The organism is Fibrobacter sp. UWB7 (assembly GCF_900142945.1).
Classification (GTDB): Bacteria; Fibrobacterota; Fibrobacteria; order Fibrobacterales; family Fibrobacteraceae; genus Fibrobacter.
Genome location: NZ_FRCO01000006.1, coordinates 1 through 15,847 on the forward strand (window position 1 = coordinate 1; position 15,847 = coordinate 15,847).

Genomic DNA, 15,847 nt, shown 5'->3' on the forward strand with positions numbered 1-15,847 from the left:
ACCGACAAGCCGTTCCTCATGCCGATCGAAGACGTGTTCACGATTACTGGCCGCGGCACTGTCGCTACTGGCCGTATCGAACGCGGTGTCGTTCGCTTGAACGACAAGGTTGAACGTATCGGTCTCGGTGAAACCACCGAATACGTCATCACCGGTGTTGAAATGTTCCGCAAGCTTCTCGACGACGCTCAGGCAGGTGACAACGTTGGTCTCCTCCTCCGTGGCGCTGAAAAGAAGGACATCGTCCGTGGCATGGTTCTCGCCGCTCCGAAGTCTGTCACTCCGCACACCGAATTCAAGGCTGAAATCTACGTTCTCACTAAGGACGAAGGTGGCCGCCACACGCCGTTCATGAACGGCTACCGTCCTCAGTTCTACTTCCGCACCACCGACGTTACCGGCACGATTCAGCTCCCGGAAGGCGTCGAAATGGTTACCCCGGGTGATACCGTCACGATCCACGTGAACCTCATCGCTCCGATCGCCATGGAAAAGCAGCTCCGCTTCGCTATCCGCGAAGGTGGACGTACTGTTGGTGCTGGCTCTGTTACCGAAATCATCAAGTAAGGAATAATCATGGCTGGTGAACGCATCCGTATTCGCTTGAAGAGCTTCGATCATCGTATGATCGACCGCTCTGCTCAAGATATCGTGAATACAGCTAAGAACACTGGGGCTCGTATTGCAGGCCCCATCCCTCTCCCGACGAAGATCCAGAAGTATACGGTGCTCCGCTCTCCGCATATTGACAAGACTTCTCGTGAACAGTTCGAATCCCGTACGCACAAGCGTCTTATCGACATCCTTGATGCTACGCCGCAAACTGTAGATTCCCTCATGAAACTTGACTTGCCGGCAGGCGTTGAAGTCGAAATTAAGGTCTAATAACAATGAACGGTATTCTCGCAAAGAAATTGGGAATGACCCAAGTGTTCACGGAACAGGGCGAATGCGTCCCTGTCACGGTTCTCGAAGCCGGTCCGTGCGTGGTCGTTTGCCATAAGACAGAAGAGAAGGACGGCTACACTGCTGTCCAGATCGGCTTTGGTCTCAAGAAGGAACAGCGCGCCAATAAGGCAGAAGTCGGCCATTTCAAGAAGGCTGACGTGGCTGTTCGTGAACACCTCGCTGAATTTGATGTCGCTGATCTCGAATCCTGGCCGGTTGGCAAGGAATTCGGCGCTGCCGACTTCGCTGATGCAAAGACTGTGAACGTCTCTGGCATCTCCAAGGGTCATGGTTTCTCTGGCACTATCAAGCGCCACGGTTTCCATAGCGGTCCTCGTTCCCATGGTACGCACAATATGCGCGAACCGGGTGGTACGTCCGCTCACTCCTATCCGGGTCGTGTTTTCCCGGGTAAGCGTATGGCTGGTCAATACGGCAACAAGAAAGTGACCGTGAAGCACCTCCAGGTCGTCAAAGTTGATGGCGACCGCAACCTGATCTTCGTCCGTGGCGCTGTCCCGGGCCCGAAGAACAGCATCATCGTGGTGAGGAAAGACTAATGGCTAGTGCAAAGCTTTTCGCCGCTACTGGCGATTTTAAGAATGATATCCAGCTCCCGGCTCTCTTCGACCAGGAAGTCAACAAGGTCTGCATGTACCTCCACATCAAGGCTATCCTGAACAACAATCGTCAGGGTACTGCTCAGACTAAGTCCAAGGGCGAAGTCAGTGGCGGTGGCCAGAAGCCGTGGAAGCAGAAGGGTACCGGCCGCGCTCGTTCCGGTCAGAACACCTCTGCAGTTTGGGTTCGTGGTGCTAAGGCACACGGTCCGAAGTCTCATGACTACTTCGAAAAGGTGAACAAGAAGGTCAAGAAGATCGCTTTCTACTCCGCTCTCGCCAACAAGGCTAGCGAAGGCAAGGTCTCCGTGTTCGAAGCTCTCAGCTTCAGCGCTCCGAAGACCAAGGATCTCCTCTCTGTTCTCGCCAAGTCCGGCATCGAACAGCGCAACGTTCTCTTCATCGTTAGCGAAAAGGATCAGAACCTCTATCTTTCCTCTAACAACATTCCTTGGTGCCGCTGCGCTCGCGTAGCTGACGTCAACACTTACGATGTTGTTCGTGCAAATAACGTTGTCATCTCTCAGGCTGCTCTCGCAGAACTTGAAGGAGGCCGCTAATGAAAGAAATTCGCGAAATCCTCGTTGCTCCGCACGTTACCGAAGAAACCATGAAGAACATGGTGAACAAGCGTAACGACGTGCACAAGTACGTGTTCAAGGTCGCCATGGACGCTTCTAAGGAAGACATCAAGGCCGCTATCGAAAAGCGCTTTGAAGTCAAGGTCGCTAAGGTCAACACTTTGATCAACCGCGGCAAGATCAAGCGCGTCCGCATGGTCGCTGGCAAGAAACCGAACTGGAAGAAGGCCTACATCACATTGAAGGCCGGGCAAAAGATTGCCGAGTTTGAAGGAGTATAACCATGGGTCTGAAATCTTATCGCCCGATTACCCCGACACTGCGTTACAAGCAGATTGGTGACCGCAAGGAACTCTCTGCTGTAAAGCCGTACAAGCCGCTTACCGAAGGTATCAAGCGTAGCTCCGGCCGTAACAATGCTGGTGAAATTACCTCCCGTCGTCGTGGTGGTGGTCACAAGAAACTGTATCGTATCATTGACTTCAAGCGTCAGTTTGCCGGTCTCTCCTGCACTGTCGAAACGATTGAATACGATCCGAACCGTACCGCTCGCATCGCTCTCGTCAAGTACGAAAACGGCAAGCGCGCATACATCATCGCTCCGGCCGAAATCAAGGTTGGCGATGTGCTGAACGCTGGTGAAGGTGCTGAATTCCGCGTAGGTAACGCAATTCCTCTCCGCGACATTCCGCTCAACACCATTATCCACAACATCGAAATGAAGCCGGGCAAGGGTGCCCAGATTGCTCGTTCCGCTGGTGCCGGTGCAGAACTGGTTGCCAAGGACGGCAAGCTCTGCCAGGTCAAGCTTCCGAGTGGCGAAGTCCGCTACATCCCGGAAGACTGCCTCGCTACCGTTGGCCAGGTTTCCAATATCGATCACATGAATGAATCCTCGGGTTCTGCAGGCCGCTCTCGCTGGCTCGGCAAGCGCCCGGCCGTCCGTGGTGTCGTTATGAACCCGGTCGATCACCCCCTTGGTGGTGGTGAAGGTCGTACCTCTGGTGGTCGTCATCCGTGCTCTCCTTGGGGTAAGAACTCTAAGGGTGCAAAAACTCGTAACAACAAGCGTACTGATAAGTTCATCGTACGTCATCGTCAGAAGAGGGCCTAATTCATGTCTAGATCCCTTAAGAAAGGTGCGTTCGTGGATTCCCACGTTCTCAGCAAGGCCCAGGCGATGGCCGGTTCCGACAAGAAACAGGCTATCAAGACCTGGTCCCGTCGTTCCACAATCGTCCCGGATATGGTCGGACTCACGTTCTCCGTCTATAACGGCAAGCAGTTCCTTCCGGTTTATGTCACCGAAAACATGGTTGGCCATAAGCTCGGCGAATTCTCCATGACCCGTACTTTCCGCGGTCACCGCAAGACTGAAACTGCTGGAGGCAAGAAATAATGCAAGCTGTTGCTAAAGTTAAAAACGTCCGTTACGGCGTTCGCAAGCTCCGTCGCGTAGTCGACCTCGTTCGTGGCAAGTCCGTCAGCGAAGCCTTCGCGATGCTCTCCATCCTCCGTACGCAGACCAAGGGTGCTCCGCTGGTTGAAAATGCTCTCAAGTCCGCTGTCGCTAACTTGAAGCAGAAGTCCGCCGCTCCGGTTTCCGCCGAAGAAATCGTGATCAAGACCATCACCGCTGATGGTGGTACGATCATGAAGCGCATTCACCCGCGTTCCCAGGGCCGTGCTTTCCGTATCGAAAAGCCGCTCTCCCACATCACCGTCGTTGTCGCAGACAAGGAGAATTAACAATGGGTCACAAAACTCATCCTAATGGTCTTCGTCTTGGCGTTATCCGCGGTTGGGAATCCAAGTGGTATGCCGAAGACAAGTTTGCCGATCTTCTCTATGAAGATATCGTGCTCCGTCGCTACTTGATGAAGCGTTTCGAACATGCCTCCCTCTCCAAGGTCGGCATCGAACGTACCGTCAAGAAGGTGAACGTTAACCTCTATACCGCTCGCCCGGGTATCGTTATCGGTAAAAAGGGCGAAGAATTGGAACGTTTGAAGGGCGAACTCCAGTTCCTCACCGGTAAAGAAATCTATATTGCAGTCCACGAAATCAAGCGTCCGGAAACTGATGCCAAGCTCGTGGCTGAAAACATTGCTCGCCAGCTCGAAAAGCGTATTTCTTTCCGCCGTGCCATGAAGCGTGCTATCCAGTCCGCTATGCGCATGGGTGTGGAAGGTATCAAGGTGCAGTGCGGTGGCCGCCTCGGTGGTGCCGAAATTGCCCGCGTTGAAAAGTATGCTGAAGGCCGCGTGCCTCTGCACACTCTTCGTGCTGACATCGACTACGCAACTGCCATCGCTAAGACCGTTTATGGTGCCATCGGTATCAAGGTGTGGATCATGCACGGTGAAAAGATCGGTAAGGACGTCATGAACGACAACAAGAGAGAGAAGTAATTATGCTGAGTCCGAAAAGAACATTGCATCGTAAGCAAATGAAAGGGCGCATGAAGGGCGTCGCCTCTCGTGGCAACTATATCGCCTTTGGCGAATTCGGTATCCAGGCTCTTGAAAAGTGCTGGCTCACCGCTCGCCAGATCGAAGCTGCTCGTATCGCCATGACTCGTAAGATCAAGCGTGGTGGTCGCGTGTGGATTCGCGTCTTCCCCGATAAGCCGATTACCCGTCACCCTGCAGAAGCCCGTATGGGTAAGGGTAAGGGCGCAGTCGAATTCTGGGCAGCCGTAATCCTCCCGGGTCGCATCCTTTTTGAAATGGGTGGTGTTGAACGTGAACTTGCCATGGAAGCTCTCCATGTCGCAATTCAGAAGCTCCCCCTTAAGTGCAAAATCATCGAAGAATCGGAGATCTAATGAAAGCACGTGAATTGAAAGAACTGGGCGTTGACCAGCTCAAGGAAAAACTGGCTCAGTTGAATCTCGATTTGTTCAATTACCGCATGACTGCGAAGCTCGGTAATTTGGAAAAACCCTCTGTGATTCAAGCTGCCCGCAAGGACATCGCCAGAATCAAGACCATCCTCAGCGAAAAGGCCAAGGCATAAGCCGGCAGGAGCAGGAAATGGAAAGAAACCTTCGTAAAGTCAAGCAGGGTATCGTCTCCTCCGACAAGATGGACAAGACGATTACGGTTGTGGTCGAAAACCGCAAGCGTCACCCGATGTACAACAAGATCATGACTACGACCAGCAAGCTCAAGGCTCACGATGAAAAGAATGAAGCCGAAGAAGGCGACTTGGTCGAAATCATGGAAACTCGTCCCCTCTCTGCAACGAAGCGCTGGCGCCTCGTCCGCATTGTGGAAAAGAAGAAGTAAACTCCTGGAGTAAGGCGAATATGATTCAAGAAGAAACCAGACTCGTCGTGGCCGATAACAGTGGTGCCAAGGAAGTCGCCTGCATCCGTGTTTTGGGTGGCACAAACCGTCGCTATGCTAGCATCGGTGATGTCATCAAGGTAGCCGTTAAGGACGCTATCCCCCAGAGCAAGGTGAAGAAGGGTTCCGTGGCCGACGCCGTCGTCGTCCGCACAGCTAAAGAAATCGCACGTCCGGATGGAACGTTCATTCGTTTCTCCGACAACGCAGTGGTTCTCATCAACAAGGATGGCGAACCGCGTGGAACCCGTATTTTTGGACCGGTGGCTCGTGAGCTCCGCGACAAGAAATACATGAAGATCATCTCCCTCGCACCTGAGGTTCTGTAATGGCTAACATCAAGAAGAATGATAACGTCAAGGTGATTTCCGGTGCCAACAAGGGCAAGACCGGCACCGTGATCAGTGTCAAGGATGGCAAGGTGACTGTTTCTGGCGTCAACGTCTGCAAGCGTCACGAAAAGCCGTCTCAGACCAATCAGACTGGTGGCATCGTTGAAAAGGAATTGCCGATCGACATTTCCAACGTGATGCTTCTCGAAGGCAACACTCCCGTTCGTACCCGCATCGTTCGCGAAAAGGGTAAGAAGGGCGTTCGTACCAGTGTCAAGACTGGAAAGGCTGTGTAAGGTAACGCAATGAACCAGATGAAGCAATTCTATCTCGAAAAGGTCGTTCCGGCCTTGCAGCAAAAGTTTGCCTACAAGAACGTGATGCAGATTCCGCGTCTCGAAAAGATCGTACTCAACATGGGCGTGGGCGCTGCTTCCCAGAACCGCAAGATTCTCGACGAAGCTGCTGACACTCTCACTGCTATCACCGGTCAGAAGGCTATTGTCACTAACGCTAAGAAGGCTGTCGCTAACTTCCACCTCCGTGAAGGTATCGGCATCGGTGCTAAGGTCACACTTCATGGCGACAACATGTGGGACTTCCTCTATCGTTTCATCAACATCGACCTTCCGCGTGTCCGTGACTTCCGTGGTCTCGCACGCCGTGGCTTTGATGGCATGGGTAACTTCACCCTCGGCATCAAGGAACAGACGATCTTTGTTGAAATCGACATTGACAAGATTTCCCGTACCTTCGGTATGGACATCTCTTTCGTCACCTCCGCTAAGACGGACGACGAAGGCCGTGCCCTCCTCGAAGAACTTGGACTCCCCTTCAGGAAGTAAGGTAATACCATGGCAAGCAGAAGAATGATTGAAAAATGCAAGCGTACTCCGAAGTATACCGTTCGTGGGTACAACCGTTGCAAGCGTTGCGGTAGGCCGCACGCCTTTATGCGCCGCTTTGGCCTTTGCCGTATTTGCTTCCGCGAAATGGCACTCGCCGGCGAAATCCCCGGTATCACAAAGTCGTCTTGGTAAGGAGAGTATAAAATGGCAATGACAGATACTATCGCCGATATGCTCACCCGTATCCGCAATGCCTCTACGGCAAAGCTCCCCGTGGTGGACATTCCTGCCAGCAATCTTAAGCGTGATATTGCACGTGTGTTGCAGGAAAAAGGTTTCATTAAGAAGTTCGTCGTCGTCGATGACGGTAAGCAGGGCATCCTCAAGGTCCTCCTCCGTTACACGAAGGGCGAATCCGCTATCCAGGGCCTCCAGCGCGTTTCTACGCCGGGTCTCCGTCACTACGTTGACGTGGCCAAGCTTCCGCGCGTTCGCAACGGCCTCGGCTATGCTATCATCTCCACATCTAAAGGTGTCATGACTGACCACGAAGCCCGCGAACTCAAGGTGGGTGGCGAAGTCATCGCAAAGGTATGGTAAAGATGTCCCGTATCGGTAAAGCTATTATCACTATCCCGGCTGGCGTTAAGGTTAACGTCAACGGTCAGAACATCAAGGTCGAAGGCCCGAAGGGCAAGCTCGAAACGACAGTTCACGAACTCATCTCCATCAAGCTCGATGGCGACAAGCTCTCCTTCACCCGCCCGAATGATGAAAAGTTCACCCGCGCTATGCACGGCACCACTCGCGCTCTCGTCAATAACATGGTCGAAGGCGTGACCAAGGGTTTCCAGAAGACTCTCGAAATCGTTGGCGTTGGCTACCGCGTAGAACAGAAGGGCAAGGACCTCAACTTGGTTCTCGGCTTCTCTCATCCGGTGATCTTCAAGGCTCCGGAAGGCGTTGAACTGAAGGCTGTTGATCCGCTGAAGATTACGATCTCCGGCATCGACAAGCAGAAGGTTGGCCAGGCTGCCGCAGAAATTCGCAAGTACCGTAAGCCTGAACCGTATAAGGGCAAGGGCATCAAGTACGCTGGCGAAATTGTGCGTCGCAAGCAGGGTAAGAAGACAGGTAAATAAGGGTAAACTATGACTGCAATTGCTAAAAAAAGAATCCAGTCCAGAATCGCACGCCACGAACGCGTACGCAAGTCTGTTGTCGGAACTGCAGAATGCCCTCGTTTGGCTGTTCGCCGTTCCTTGTCTCACATGATTGCCCAGATCTTTGATGACGAAAACAACAAGTCTGTCGCTCAGGTCACCACAGCTTCCAAGGAATTCCAGGGTAAGTTTGGTGAAATGACGAAGACCGAACAGGCTAAGCAGCTCGGTCTCCAGATTGCTGAACTCGCCAAGTCCAAGGGCATTGAATCCGTGGTCTTCGACCGCGGCGGTTACATCTATCACGGTCGCGTTCAGGCTCTCGCTGAGGGAGCTCGTGAAGGCGGACTCAAATTCTAGTGAGGTACACTTTGGAACGCGAAGCTCAAGTTTCTGAATTTGAAGACAAGGTTGTACACATCAACCGTTGCGCTAAGACCGTCAAGGGCGGCCGTCGCATGTCCTTCTCCGCTCTCGTTGTCGTCGGCAACAAGAACGGCAAGGTCGGTGTCGGTCTCGGCAAGGCTAAGGAAGTTTCCGAAGCTATCCGTAAGGGTACCGAAGCTGCCCAGAGAAACATCGTGGAAGTCCAGCTCCTCGATGGCACCATCCCGCACGACATCGAAGTGAAGAGCGGTTCTACCCGCATCCTCCTCATGCCGGCTGCTCCGGGTACTGGTGTTATCGCCGGTGCTGCTGCCCGTGCAGTTCTCGAACTCGCCGGTGTCCGCAACATCCTCACGAAGATTCACGGTTCCTCCAATCCGAGCACTGTCGTCAGCGCTTGCTTGGAAGGCCTGCTTTCTCAGAAGAACAAACAGGACTGCGCCAAGTTGCGTGGTTTTGAAGCCTAAGGAGTAATACCTAATGAAGAAAGTTCGTATTACTTTGATCAAGGGTATCGTCCGTCGCCTTCCGGTGCACCGCGCTAACGTGGCTGCACTCGGCCTCCGCAAGATCGGACAAACTGTTGAACACAATCTGACTCCGTCCATTGCTGGCATGATCAATGCCGTGAAGGACATGGTCAAGGTCGAGGAGATCTAAGATGGAACTCAATACTCTCAATCCTGGCAAGGCTGCCAAGGGCAAGAGCCGCAAGCGCATTGGTCGTGGTCCGGGCTCTGGCTGGGGCACGACTGCCGGTCGTGGTCAGAAGGGTGCTGGTGCTCGTAAGAGCGCTAAGGCCGGTCGCGTCGCTTTCGAAGGCGGCCAGATGCCGATTCACCGTCGTATCCCGAAGCGCGGCTTCAAGCACGCTGGTGTTGAATTCCAGATCGTGAACCTGAAGCGCCTCGCTGGTGTCAGCGTTACTGATTTCGATGCCAAGGTCCTCTTCGACCAGGGCTTCATCAAGAACGTCGAACTGCCGGTCAAGGTCCTCGCTTTTGGTTCTATCGACAAGGCTATCAACGTAAAGGTTAACGCTATCAGCGAAAAGGCAAAGGCTGCCATTGAAGCTGCTGGCGGCAAAGTTGAGATCATCTAATGGAAGCACTCAAGAAAGCCATCGATGCGTTCGTAAATGCTTTTAAGATTGAAGACCTGCGTAAAAAGATCCTTTTTACGCTTGGTCTTTTGATTGTCTATCGCATTGGCGCACACATCACCATCCCCGGAGTTAACGCTGCGGTCCTCGCAGAATACTTCAAAAATTCGAATAACTTGTTCGGCCTGTACGATTCGTTTACCGGCGGTGCATTTGCGAAAGCAACTGTATTTGCCCTCGGTATCATGCCGTACATCAGCGCAAGCATCATCCTCCAGTTGATGGGCTCGGTTATTCCCGCCATCCAGATGCTCCAGAAAGAGGGTCAGGAAGGTCGCGCTAAGCTGAACCAGTATACCCGATACTTCACGGTGGTCCTTTCCGCCTTGCAGGGATGGGGTATTTCTATGTGGCTTTCTAACCTCAAGGTGACGACGGCCGCCGGTACGGGCATTTCGGTCCTTTCCGACAATTTCTCGTCCGGTCTCGGTAACCTCGGCTTTCGTCTCCTTGCAACGTTAACCTTCACCGTAGGTACAATCTTTTTGATGTACGTTGGCGAGCAGATTACCTCGCACGGTGTGGGTAACGGTATTTCTCTTATCATTTTCGCCGGTATCGTCGGTGGCCTTCCGCGGGCCATCATGGCTGAATTCGAAATGTTTAATGAAGGCATCCAGCCGCTTGCGATCGAGGTCTTTATCTTGGCGCTGGTAGTTGTCATTGTCGGATTTATCGTTTTCGTCGAGCAGGCGACCCGTCGCATTCCACTCCAAAGTCCTCGCAGGACCGTCGGAAACAAGGTCTTGGGTGGTCAGGCTAGCTATTTGCCTTTCAAGGTGAACACCGCTAACGTGATTCCCGTGATCTTCGCATCTTGCATCATGTTCATTCCGGCCATGGTTGCATCTTGGTTCCCGAACGTATCTGCGATGCAGGCTTTTGCTTCTGCATTTATTCCGGGTCACATCTCCTACAGCGTAGTAGATGCCCTCCTCATCATATTCTTCACCTTCTTCTACACGGCAATCCAGTACAACCCGAACGACATTGCCGAAAACCTCAAGAGAAGTGGTGGGTTTATTCCGGGAGTCCGTCCGGGTAAGCAGACAGCAGAATACATTGACCACGTTTTGACCAGAATTTCATTGCCTGGGTCTCTTTACCTCGCTTTAATCAGCGTTGTTCCCCTGCACATGAAAGACGCTCTCAATATGAGTTTCTATATTGGGGGTACCTCGGTACTTATCGTGGTGGGTGTTGCTCTGGATACTCTTCGTCAGCTCGAAGCCCAGTTGCATACCAAAAATTATGAAGGTTTCTTGAAACGTGGCCGCATTCGCGGCAGGATGGCATCCTAGTGGCTAAAGAAGAAGGTATACAAGTAGAAGGCGTTGTGTTGGAAGCTCTTCCCAACGCTTTCTTCCGTGTTCAACTCGGAAATGGTCATGAGATCCTGGCACATGTTTCAGGAAAAATGCGCCGGCATTTTATCAGAATTTTGCCGGACGACAAAGTGTTGGTCGAGATTTCCCCGTACGATTTAAATCGCGGGCGAATTACTTACCGTTACAAGTAATAGGTATTACAAAAGAAGGTCAAACCTATGAAAATCAAAGCCTCCATCAAACCCAGATGTGAAAACTGCAAGATCATCCGTCGTAAGGGTGTATTGCGCATCATCTGTTCGAAGAACCCCCGTCACAAGCAGAAGCAGGGATAAGGAGATCGTATGGCACGTATCGCTGGTGTCGATTTACCGAAAAACAAGACTGTTGAATACGGTCTGACGGCAATCTATGGTGTCGGTCTGTTCACCGCTAACAAGGTCTGTGCTCAGTTGGGCATTGACAAGAACAAGAAGTGTGACGACCTGACTGAAGAAGAACAAGGTAAGATTCGTCATCTTTTGGAAGATGAATACTCTGTGGAAGGTCAGCTCCGCGCAGAAGTTACCTTGAACATCAAGCGTTTGCAGGACATTGGCTGCTATCGCGGCATCCGCCACCGCAAGGGCCTCCCGGTCCGCGGTCAGCGTTCCCGCACCAACGCCCGCACACGTAAGGGCCCCAAGAAGACTGTGGCTAACAAGAAGAAGTAAGGAGTATCATCGTGGCTGAAGAAGAAATCAAGGAAACTGCTGCTGCCGCTGCTGAAGCTCCGGCTGCTGCTGAAGAAGTCAAGATCAAGAAGGGCAAGAAGCGCATTGACATCCAGGGTATCGCCTGCGTGTTCGCTTCCTTCAACAATACAATCGTTTCTATCACCGACGCTCGTGGCAACGTTGTCGCTTGGGGTTCTCCGGGTAACTCCGGTTTCAAGGGCTCCCGCAAGAGCACGCCGTTTGCTGCCCAGCTCGCCGCTGAAACCGCTGCCCACAAGGCATTCGATCTCGGCATGCGCAAGGTGGACGTTCGCGTTAAGGGTGCTGGTGGCGGTCGTGAATCTGCCGTCCGCGCTCTCAAGAATGCGGGCCTCGAAGTTCTCTCTATTCGAGACGTGACGGGCATTCCGCACAATGGTTGCCGTCCTAAAAAGAAGAGAAGAATTTAATCCAAAGAGGTATCGCCAATGATGTGGAAATCACTTCAGATGCCGCGCAGCTTCCAGAAAGTGGAAACCGGCGAAGATGGCCGCTACGCCAAGTTTGTCGTAGAAGCCTTGGAACGTGGCTGGGGTATTACCCTCGGTAACGCTCTCCGTCGCGTGCTCCTCTCCTCTCTGCAGGGTGCGGCTATTGTCTCCGTGAAAATCGAAGGCGTTGACAAGGAATTTTCGACGATTCCGGGTGTTAAGGAAGATGTCACTGACATTATCCTCAACCTCAAGAGCATCCGTGTAAAGCTCCTGTCTGATCATGATGAAACCCTTCACTTGGACATGTCCGGTGATGGCGAAGTCACGGCCAAGGACTTTATGGACAATCCAAATGTCACTATCCTGACTCCGGATGTTCACATTGCGACATTGAACGGCAACGCTTCTTTGTCGATGGACGTGAAGATCTCCTGCGGTCGTGGTTATGTTGTTGCCGACGAACTCAAGGACAAGGACGCTCCGATTGGCGTTATCGCCATGGATGCGAACTTCAACCCGGTTCAGAAAGTCGCAATGCACATCAGCGATACCCGCGTTGGTCAGAAGACGGACTACAACCGTCTGGAACTTGAAATTACAACAGACGGTTCCATTGACCCGGAAGACGCTCTTGCATACGCTGCAAAGCTTCTTGTGGATCACTTGGAAATCTTCATCAACTTCGAAGGCGATCTCGAATCTCCTGAAGAACTCGAAATGGATGAAGAACGTCAGCGTATCGCTAACCTCCTCCGTATGCGCGTGGACGATCTGGAACTTTCCGTTCGCTCCAGCAACTGCCTCCGTATGGCAAACATCCATACCATTGGCGAGCTTGTTCGCAACAAGGAAAACGATATGCTCAAATACAAGAACTTCGGTAGGAAGTCCTTGGTTGAACTTAACGAGGTGTTGACGTCGATGGGCCTTTCTTTTGGCATGGACGTCGATGATTACTTGAAGGATTAAACATGAGACACGGTGTAAAAAACAAGAAACTGGGTGTTAACGCCCAACACAAGCGTGCCATCCTCCGCGCCCTCACGACTTCTATTCTCGAGAAGGGCATGGAAACGGATCAGAACAAGCGCTATGTGCGTACCACTCTCCACAAGGCTAAGCTTGTGCGCAGCTGTGTAGAACGCATGATTACCTACGCAAAGAAGGGTGACCTTTCTGCACGTCGTGAAGCAGCTCGCTTCGTGATGGACCCGAAGGTTCTCCAGGATTTGTTCAACACGATCGGTCCGCGTTATGCTAACCGCAACGGCGGTTACACTCGCGTGCTGAAGCTCGGCCCGAACCGCGCCGGCGACGCTGCTGAAATGGCTTTGATCGGTCTCGTCGAAGACGAAATCGTTGCTAAGGCTAAGAAGGCTGCTGAACCTGCCAAGGCTGACGCTGCTGTTGACATGGTCGAAGGCGAAGGCAAGTCCGCTAACTAAGATCAAAAACGGTCTTTAAAAAAGGCACGGCTTATATGCCGCGCCTTTTTTGCATTTTGATTTTTTGTATAATTAGGTAACTTGTCAGTCTTTTTCTCAACTGTAGAAAAGTATTATGCGATCTTTTATTGTCTGTCTTTTATTGGCGTGCGTTTGTGCCTTTGCTTCGGATTCGATGTTTGGCAATTCTGCGTCTAAGGGTCTAGTTCTCGGCGAAGGTACGTCTACGCGTGGCGCCGCATCGCTTACGCCGATGTATGCCGAAATGGCTGTGGATTCCAATTACGTGCTCGGTCCGGGCGACTTTCTGGACTTGATGCTCGAAGACAAGTACCTCTCTATCCAGGTGTATCCGGACGGCGGCGTGGCTGTCGAAGAGTGTGGTGTCGTGAATGTGAACGGCAAGACTTTGGCTGAGGCGCAGAGGCTGATTCTCGACCTTGTTTCCAGGCGTTACAAGCGTGAATACTGCTTTGTGCAACTTGCAGCCATGAAGAGGTTCCGCGTGAACGCCATGGGTGCAATTCCTGCGGTCGGACAGCATGTGATTGACCCGCAGAACAGGCTTTCGATGTTTATCCGTGCGGTTGGCGGGCTTCTCCCGAACGCCAATAAGGAAGATGTCCAGATTATTCGCGGTAAGGATACCATCCACGTGAACTTCAATGACATGGCGAAGAACGGCAATTTTGAAAACGATATTCTGCTACAGCAGGGAGACAAGATTTATGTGCCGTTTGTCCCGATGGGCGATAACGTTTCCCTGGTTTTCCCGGGGTATAGAACGACGGTCGCTTACCGTTCGGATAGGACTCTCCAGGATTACTTTGAGCTTGCTGGTGCTGATAGGATGCACAACCAGGGCTATAAGTCTGTATGCATTCGCGAACCGGACAAGGAACCCCGCTGGATTTCGCTTGGCGAAATGAAGACGACGACTGTCGAGCCGAATACGGAAGTGGAATTCTTTATCAAGGAACTGTTCGTGTACCTTGGCGGTGCCGTAAACTATATCGGCCGTTACACTTACAATCCGACATGGCATGCCATTGACTATATCTCTTCGGGTGGCGTGAATACGATTACGGGTTCCTGGACCCAGGCGAAGGTCTGGCGCGGTGCAAAGCCGGAAGCGATTTCTATCAACGTGGCGACGGACCCGATTTTGCCGGGCGACGTCATTGAAATTCCCAAGAACCATTACGAATCGTTCAAGGATTTCACCTTGTTCATGGCATCACTTTTGAGTGTGATTTCGTCTGCGTTCATCATTTACGTCAACTACAAGTAATTTATGGAAAAGCAAGAGTCTATCGGTTTTGTTGAAATCTGCTTGCGGATTCTGAATAATGACTTGAAACATTTCAAGTTTGTTGTGGCAATGGTCCTTATCTCGACGATTGTCGCTTTTGTAATGGTCATGTGGGTCATTAAGCCCAAGTTTGCCGCTGCTGCGGTTGTCACTCCGCCTGCATCGACGCAGCCTATGGCGGGTGCGCTTAGCGGACTCATGGGTGGTTCGGGTATGAGCTCGTTGCTCGGTATCACTATGGACAACGAGGATGTGAATGCCGTGTGGACGATTTTCAATTCCTGGGAACTGCACAACATGGTGATTGAAAAGTTTGACCTTGCCAGGCATTACGAGTTCAAGGGAAAGTTCCATGCCGACTTGCTGAAGGAGTTCCGCAAGAACTTCGGGCTCGAGATGAACAAGGAAGACATGCTTTCCCTCTATTACAAGGATACGGACGCAAAACTTGCAGTTGAAGTTTTAAACTTCATGCTCGAAAAGGCTGATTCCTCATTCAACGCATTTAAGACGAAGCAGGCCCGCCAGTCCAGGGAATATTTCCAGTCGAGACTTGATTCCTGCGAACATGTGCTGGATTCCTTGATCAAAGACTTTGTCAATTTCCAGGTCAGCAACAACGTGTATGAACCGAACGTGCAGCTCGAAGCGACAATCAAGTACTTGAGCGAATTGCAGGCGATGCGCGAGGAAGTCGGCATCGAGATGAATTTTGAAAAGCTTGACCGTGGCGAAAACAGCAAGCGTTATCAGGAACTTTCCAAACGTGCAAAGGGCGTGAACTCCGCTCTCGGCGGGACGCTCAAGGGCAAGCACAGCAATATCGGTATTCTGGAACTCAAGAAGTCTCCGGAGCTTTATGCGGAATACATGAGGCGCGAAGCGGAAATCCGTATTCAGGAAGCGATGTACAAGGTGTTGCGTCAGCAGAGCGAACAGATGCGCTTGGAAGAAGCAAAGATGCTCACGAACCTGCATGTACTTGAAGCGCCTTGGGAAAACGACAAGAAGATTTCTCCGAAGCGTGGACTTATCCTTGCGTTTACGGTGTTCTTCTCGTTCTTCTTGGCAACACTTCTCAGCAACCTTGTCGAGTATATGCGCTCTGAAAGCCGCACGAACTCTAAGACCGCTGCCGAGTGGGATTTCTTCGTCAAGAAAGTCTGCTTCTGGCATAAGTAA

31 protein-coding genes are annotated in these 15,847 nt (G+C 51.9%); all 31 read left to right on the plus strand.

Annotation, left to right across the window (positions count from 1 at the left end; all coding sequences use genetic code 11):
- Nucleotides 1-567 (plus strand): EF-Tu C-terminal domain-related protein (locus BUC30_RS13385; protein ID WP_244536581.1); only part of this gene is annotated, 567 nt, incomplete at its 5' end.
- Between the two features lie 9 nt (nucleotides 568-576).
- Nucleotides 577-885, plus strand: coding sequence for a 30S ribosomal protein S10 (gene rpsJ / locus BUC30_RS13390; protein WP_014546117.1), 309 nt, complete (start codon nucleotides 577-579; stop codon nucleotides 883-885).
- A 5-nt stretch (nucleotides 886-890) separates the two neighbouring features.
- Nucleotides 891-1,508: a 50S ribosomal protein L3 gene (gene rplC, locus BUC30_RS13395; protein ID WP_014546116.1), complete on the plus strand. Its 618-nt coding sequence runs from the start codon at nucleotides 891-893 to the stop codon at nucleotides 1,506-1,508.
- Nucleotides 1,508-2,128 (plus strand): 50S ribosomal protein L4, encoded by a 621-nt coding sequence (gene rplD, locus BUC30_RS13400; RefSeq protein WP_014546115.1) that lies wholly within the window; start codon nucleotides 1,508-1,510, stop codon nucleotides 2,126-2,128. Before rplC ends, rplD begins: the two co-directional genes overlap by 1 nt.
- Nucleotides 2,128-2,430, plus strand: a complete 303-nt coding sequence (gene rplW, locus BUC30_RS13405) for a 50S ribosomal protein L23 (RefSeq protein ID WP_015732013.1) — start codon at nucleotides 2,128-2,130, stop codon at nucleotides 2,428-2,430. The genes rplD and rplW overlap by 1 nt, the downstream gene beginning before the upstream one ends.
- Nucleotides 2,431-2,432: 2 nt before the next feature.
- Nucleotides 2,433-3,263 (plus strand): 50S ribosomal protein L2, encoded by an 831-nt coding sequence (rplB, locus tag BUC30_RS13410; RefSeq protein WP_014546114.1) that lies wholly within the window; start codon nucleotides 2,433-2,435, stop codon nucleotides 3,261-3,263.
- 3 nt (nucleotides 3,264-3,266) lie between these two features.
- A complete protein-coding gene (gene rpsS, locus BUC30_RS13415; protein ID WP_014546113.1) occupies nucleotides 3,267-3,548 on the plus strand; it encodes a 30S ribosomal protein S19 in 282 nt (93 codons plus the stop codon).
- Entirely contained in the window at nucleotides 3,548-3,898 is a 351-nt protein-coding gene (gene rplV / locus BUC30_RS13420; protein WP_014546112.1) for a 50S ribosomal protein L22, read from the plus strand. Before rpsS ends, rplV begins: the two co-directional genes overlap by 1 nt.
- A gap of 2 nt (nucleotides 3,899-3,900) precedes the next feature.
- A complete protein-coding gene (rpsC, locus tag BUC30_RS13425) occupies nucleotides 3,901-4,560 on the plus strand; it encodes a 30S ribosomal protein S3 (protein ID WP_014546111.1) in 660 nt (219 codons plus the stop codon).
- 2 nt (nucleotides 4,561-4,562) lie between these two features.
- Nucleotides 4,563-4,976 carry a 50S ribosomal protein L16 gene (gene rplP, locus BUC30_RS13430; protein ID WP_014546110.1) on the plus strand — a complete coding sequence of 138 codons (414 nt, stop codon included), beginning with the start codon at nucleotides 4,563-4,565 and terminating at the stop codon, nucleotides 4,974-4,976.
- Nucleotides 4,976-5,167: a 50S ribosomal protein L29 gene (gene rpmC, locus BUC30_RS13435; RefSeq protein WP_014546109.1), complete on the plus strand. Its 192-nt coding sequence runs from the start codon at nucleotides 4,976-4,978 to the stop codon at nucleotides 5,165-5,167. Before rplP ends, rpmC begins: the two co-directional genes overlap by 1 nt.
- Before the next feature lie 17 nt (nucleotides 5,168-5,184).
- Nucleotides 5,185-5,439: a 30S ribosomal protein S17 gene (gene rpsQ / locus BUC30_RS13440; protein ID WP_015732012.1), complete on the plus strand. Its 255-nt coding sequence runs from the start codon at nucleotides 5,185-5,187 to the stop codon at nucleotides 5,437-5,439.
- Nucleotides 5,440-5,459: 20 nt separating this feature from the next.
- Nucleotides 5,460-5,828, plus strand: a complete 369-nt coding sequence (gene rplN, locus BUC30_RS13445) for a 50S ribosomal protein L14 (RefSeq protein ID WP_015732011.1) — start codon at nucleotides 5,460-5,462, stop codon at nucleotides 5,826-5,828.
- Nucleotides 5,828-6,127, plus strand: a complete 300-nt coding sequence (gene rplX / locus BUC30_RS13450) for a 50S ribosomal protein L24 (RefSeq protein WP_073442651.1) — start codon at nucleotides 5,828-5,830, stop codon at nucleotides 6,125-6,127. The genes rplN and rplX overlap by 1 nt, the downstream gene beginning before the upstream one ends.
- Nucleotides 6,128-6,136: 9 nt before the next feature.
- Complete coding sequence (gene rplE, locus BUC30_RS13455) at nucleotides 6,137-6,676, plus strand: 50S ribosomal protein L5 (protein WP_014546107.1); 540 nt, start codon at nucleotides 6,137-6,139, stop codon at nucleotides 6,674-6,676.
- A 9-nt stretch (nucleotides 6,677-6,685) separates the two neighbouring features.
- Complete coding sequence (locus tag BUC30_RS13460; RefSeq protein ID WP_014546106.1) at nucleotides 6,686-6,871, plus strand: type Z 30S ribosomal protein S14; 186 nt, start codon at nucleotides 6,686-6,688, stop codon at nucleotides 6,869-6,871.
- 12 nt (nucleotides 6,872-6,883) lie between these two features.
- Complete coding sequence (gene rpsH, locus BUC30_RS13465) at nucleotides 6,884-7,279, plus strand: 30S ribosomal protein S8 (protein WP_014546105.1); 396 nt, start codon at nucleotides 6,884-6,886, stop codon at nucleotides 7,277-7,279.
- Nucleotides 7,280-7,281: 2 nt separating this feature from the next.
- Nucleotides 7,282-7,821, plus strand: a complete 540-nt coding sequence (gene rplF, locus BUC30_RS13470; protein WP_073442845.1) for a 50S ribosomal protein L6 — start codon at nucleotides 7,282-7,284, stop codon at nucleotides 7,819-7,821.
- Nucleotides 7,822-7,830: 9 nt separating this feature from the next.
- On the plus strand, nucleotides 7,831-8,202 hold the full coding sequence (gene rplR / locus BUC30_RS13475) for a 50S ribosomal protein L18 (RefSeq protein ID WP_014546103.1): 372 nt from the start codon (nucleotides 7,831-7,833) through the stop codon (nucleotides 8,200-8,202).
- Nucleotides 8,203-8,213: 11 nt separating this feature from the next.
- On the plus strand, nucleotides 8,214-8,696 hold the full coding sequence (rpsE, locus tag BUC30_RS13480) for a 30S ribosomal protein S5 (RefSeq protein WP_015732010.1): 483 nt from the start codon (nucleotides 8,214-8,216) through the stop codon (nucleotides 8,694-8,696).
- Nucleotides 8,697-8,709: 13 nt separating this feature from the next.
- Nucleotides 8,710-8,889 (plus strand): 50S ribosomal protein L30, encoded by a 180-nt coding sequence (gene rpmD / locus BUC30_RS13485; protein WP_073442653.1) that lies wholly within the window; start codon nucleotides 8,710-8,712, stop codon nucleotides 8,887-8,889.
- Between the two features lies 1 nt (nucleotide 8,890).
- Nucleotides 8,891-9,331 (plus strand): 50S ribosomal protein L15, encoded by a 441-nt coding sequence (rplO, locus tag BUC30_RS13490; RefSeq protein ID WP_073442655.1) that lies wholly within the window; start codon nucleotides 8,891-8,893, stop codon nucleotides 9,329-9,331.
- Nucleotides 9,331-10,692: a preprotein translocase subunit SecY gene (gene secY / locus BUC30_RS13495; RefSeq protein WP_073442657.1), complete on the plus strand. Its 1,362-nt coding sequence runs from the start codon at nucleotides 9,331-9,333 to the stop codon at nucleotides 10,690-10,692. Before rplO ends, secY begins: the two co-directional genes overlap by 1 nt.
- Nucleotides 10,692-10,910 carry a translation initiation factor IF-1 gene (gene infA, locus BUC30_RS13500; protein ID WP_014546098.1) on the plus strand — a complete coding sequence of 73 codons (219 nt, stop codon included), beginning with the start codon at nucleotides 10,692-10,694 and terminating at the stop codon, nucleotides 10,908-10,910. The genes secY and infA overlap by 1 nt, the downstream gene beginning before the upstream one ends.
- Nucleotides 10,911-10,937: 27 nt before the next feature.
- Nucleotides 10,938-11,054 carry a 50S ribosomal protein L36 gene (rpmJ, locus tag BUC30_RS13505; RefSeq protein ID WP_014546097.1) on the plus strand — a complete coding sequence of 39 codons (117 nt, stop codon included), beginning with the start codon at nucleotides 10,938-10,940 and terminating at the stop codon, nucleotides 11,052-11,054.
- Between the two features lie 9 nt (nucleotides 11,055-11,063).
- Nucleotides 11,064-11,432, plus strand: coding sequence for a 30S ribosomal protein S13 (rpsM, locus tag BUC30_RS13510; protein WP_014546096.1), 369 nt, complete (start codon nucleotides 11,064-11,066; stop codon nucleotides 11,430-11,432).
- A gap of 26 nt (nucleotides 11,433-11,458) precedes the next feature.
- Nucleotides 11,459-11,884 carry a 30S ribosomal protein S11 gene (gene rpsK / locus BUC30_RS13515; RefSeq protein ID WP_049858437.1) on the plus strand — a complete coding sequence of 142 codons (426 nt, stop codon included), beginning with the start codon at nucleotides 11,459-11,461 and terminating at the stop codon, nucleotides 11,882-11,884.
- A gap of 18 nt (nucleotides 11,885-11,902) precedes the next feature.
- Nucleotides 11,903-12,877 (plus strand): DNA-directed RNA polymerase subunit alpha, encoded by a 975-nt coding sequence (locus BUC30_RS13520; protein ID WP_015732009.1) that lies wholly within the window; start codon nucleotides 11,903-11,905, stop codon nucleotides 12,875-12,877.
- A 2-nt stretch (nucleotides 12,878-12,879) separates the two neighbouring features.
- Nucleotides 12,880-13,353: a 50S ribosomal protein L17 gene (gene rplQ, locus BUC30_RS13525; protein WP_015732008.1), complete on the plus strand. Its 474-nt coding sequence runs from the start codon at nucleotides 12,880-12,882 to the stop codon at nucleotides 13,351-13,353.
- A 115-nt stretch (nucleotides 13,354-13,468) separates the two neighbouring features.
- Entirely contained in the window at nucleotides 13,469-14,644 is a 1,176-nt protein-coding gene (locus tag BUC30_RS13530; protein ID WP_073442659.1) for a polysaccharide biosynthesis/export family protein, read from the plus strand.
- 3 nt (nucleotides 14,645-14,647) lie between these two features.
- Nucleotides 14,648-15,847, plus strand: coding sequence for a GumC domain-containing protein (locus tag BUC30_RS13535; RefSeq protein ID WP_073442661.1), 1,200 nt, complete (start codon nucleotides 14,648-14,650; stop codon nucleotides 15,845-15,847).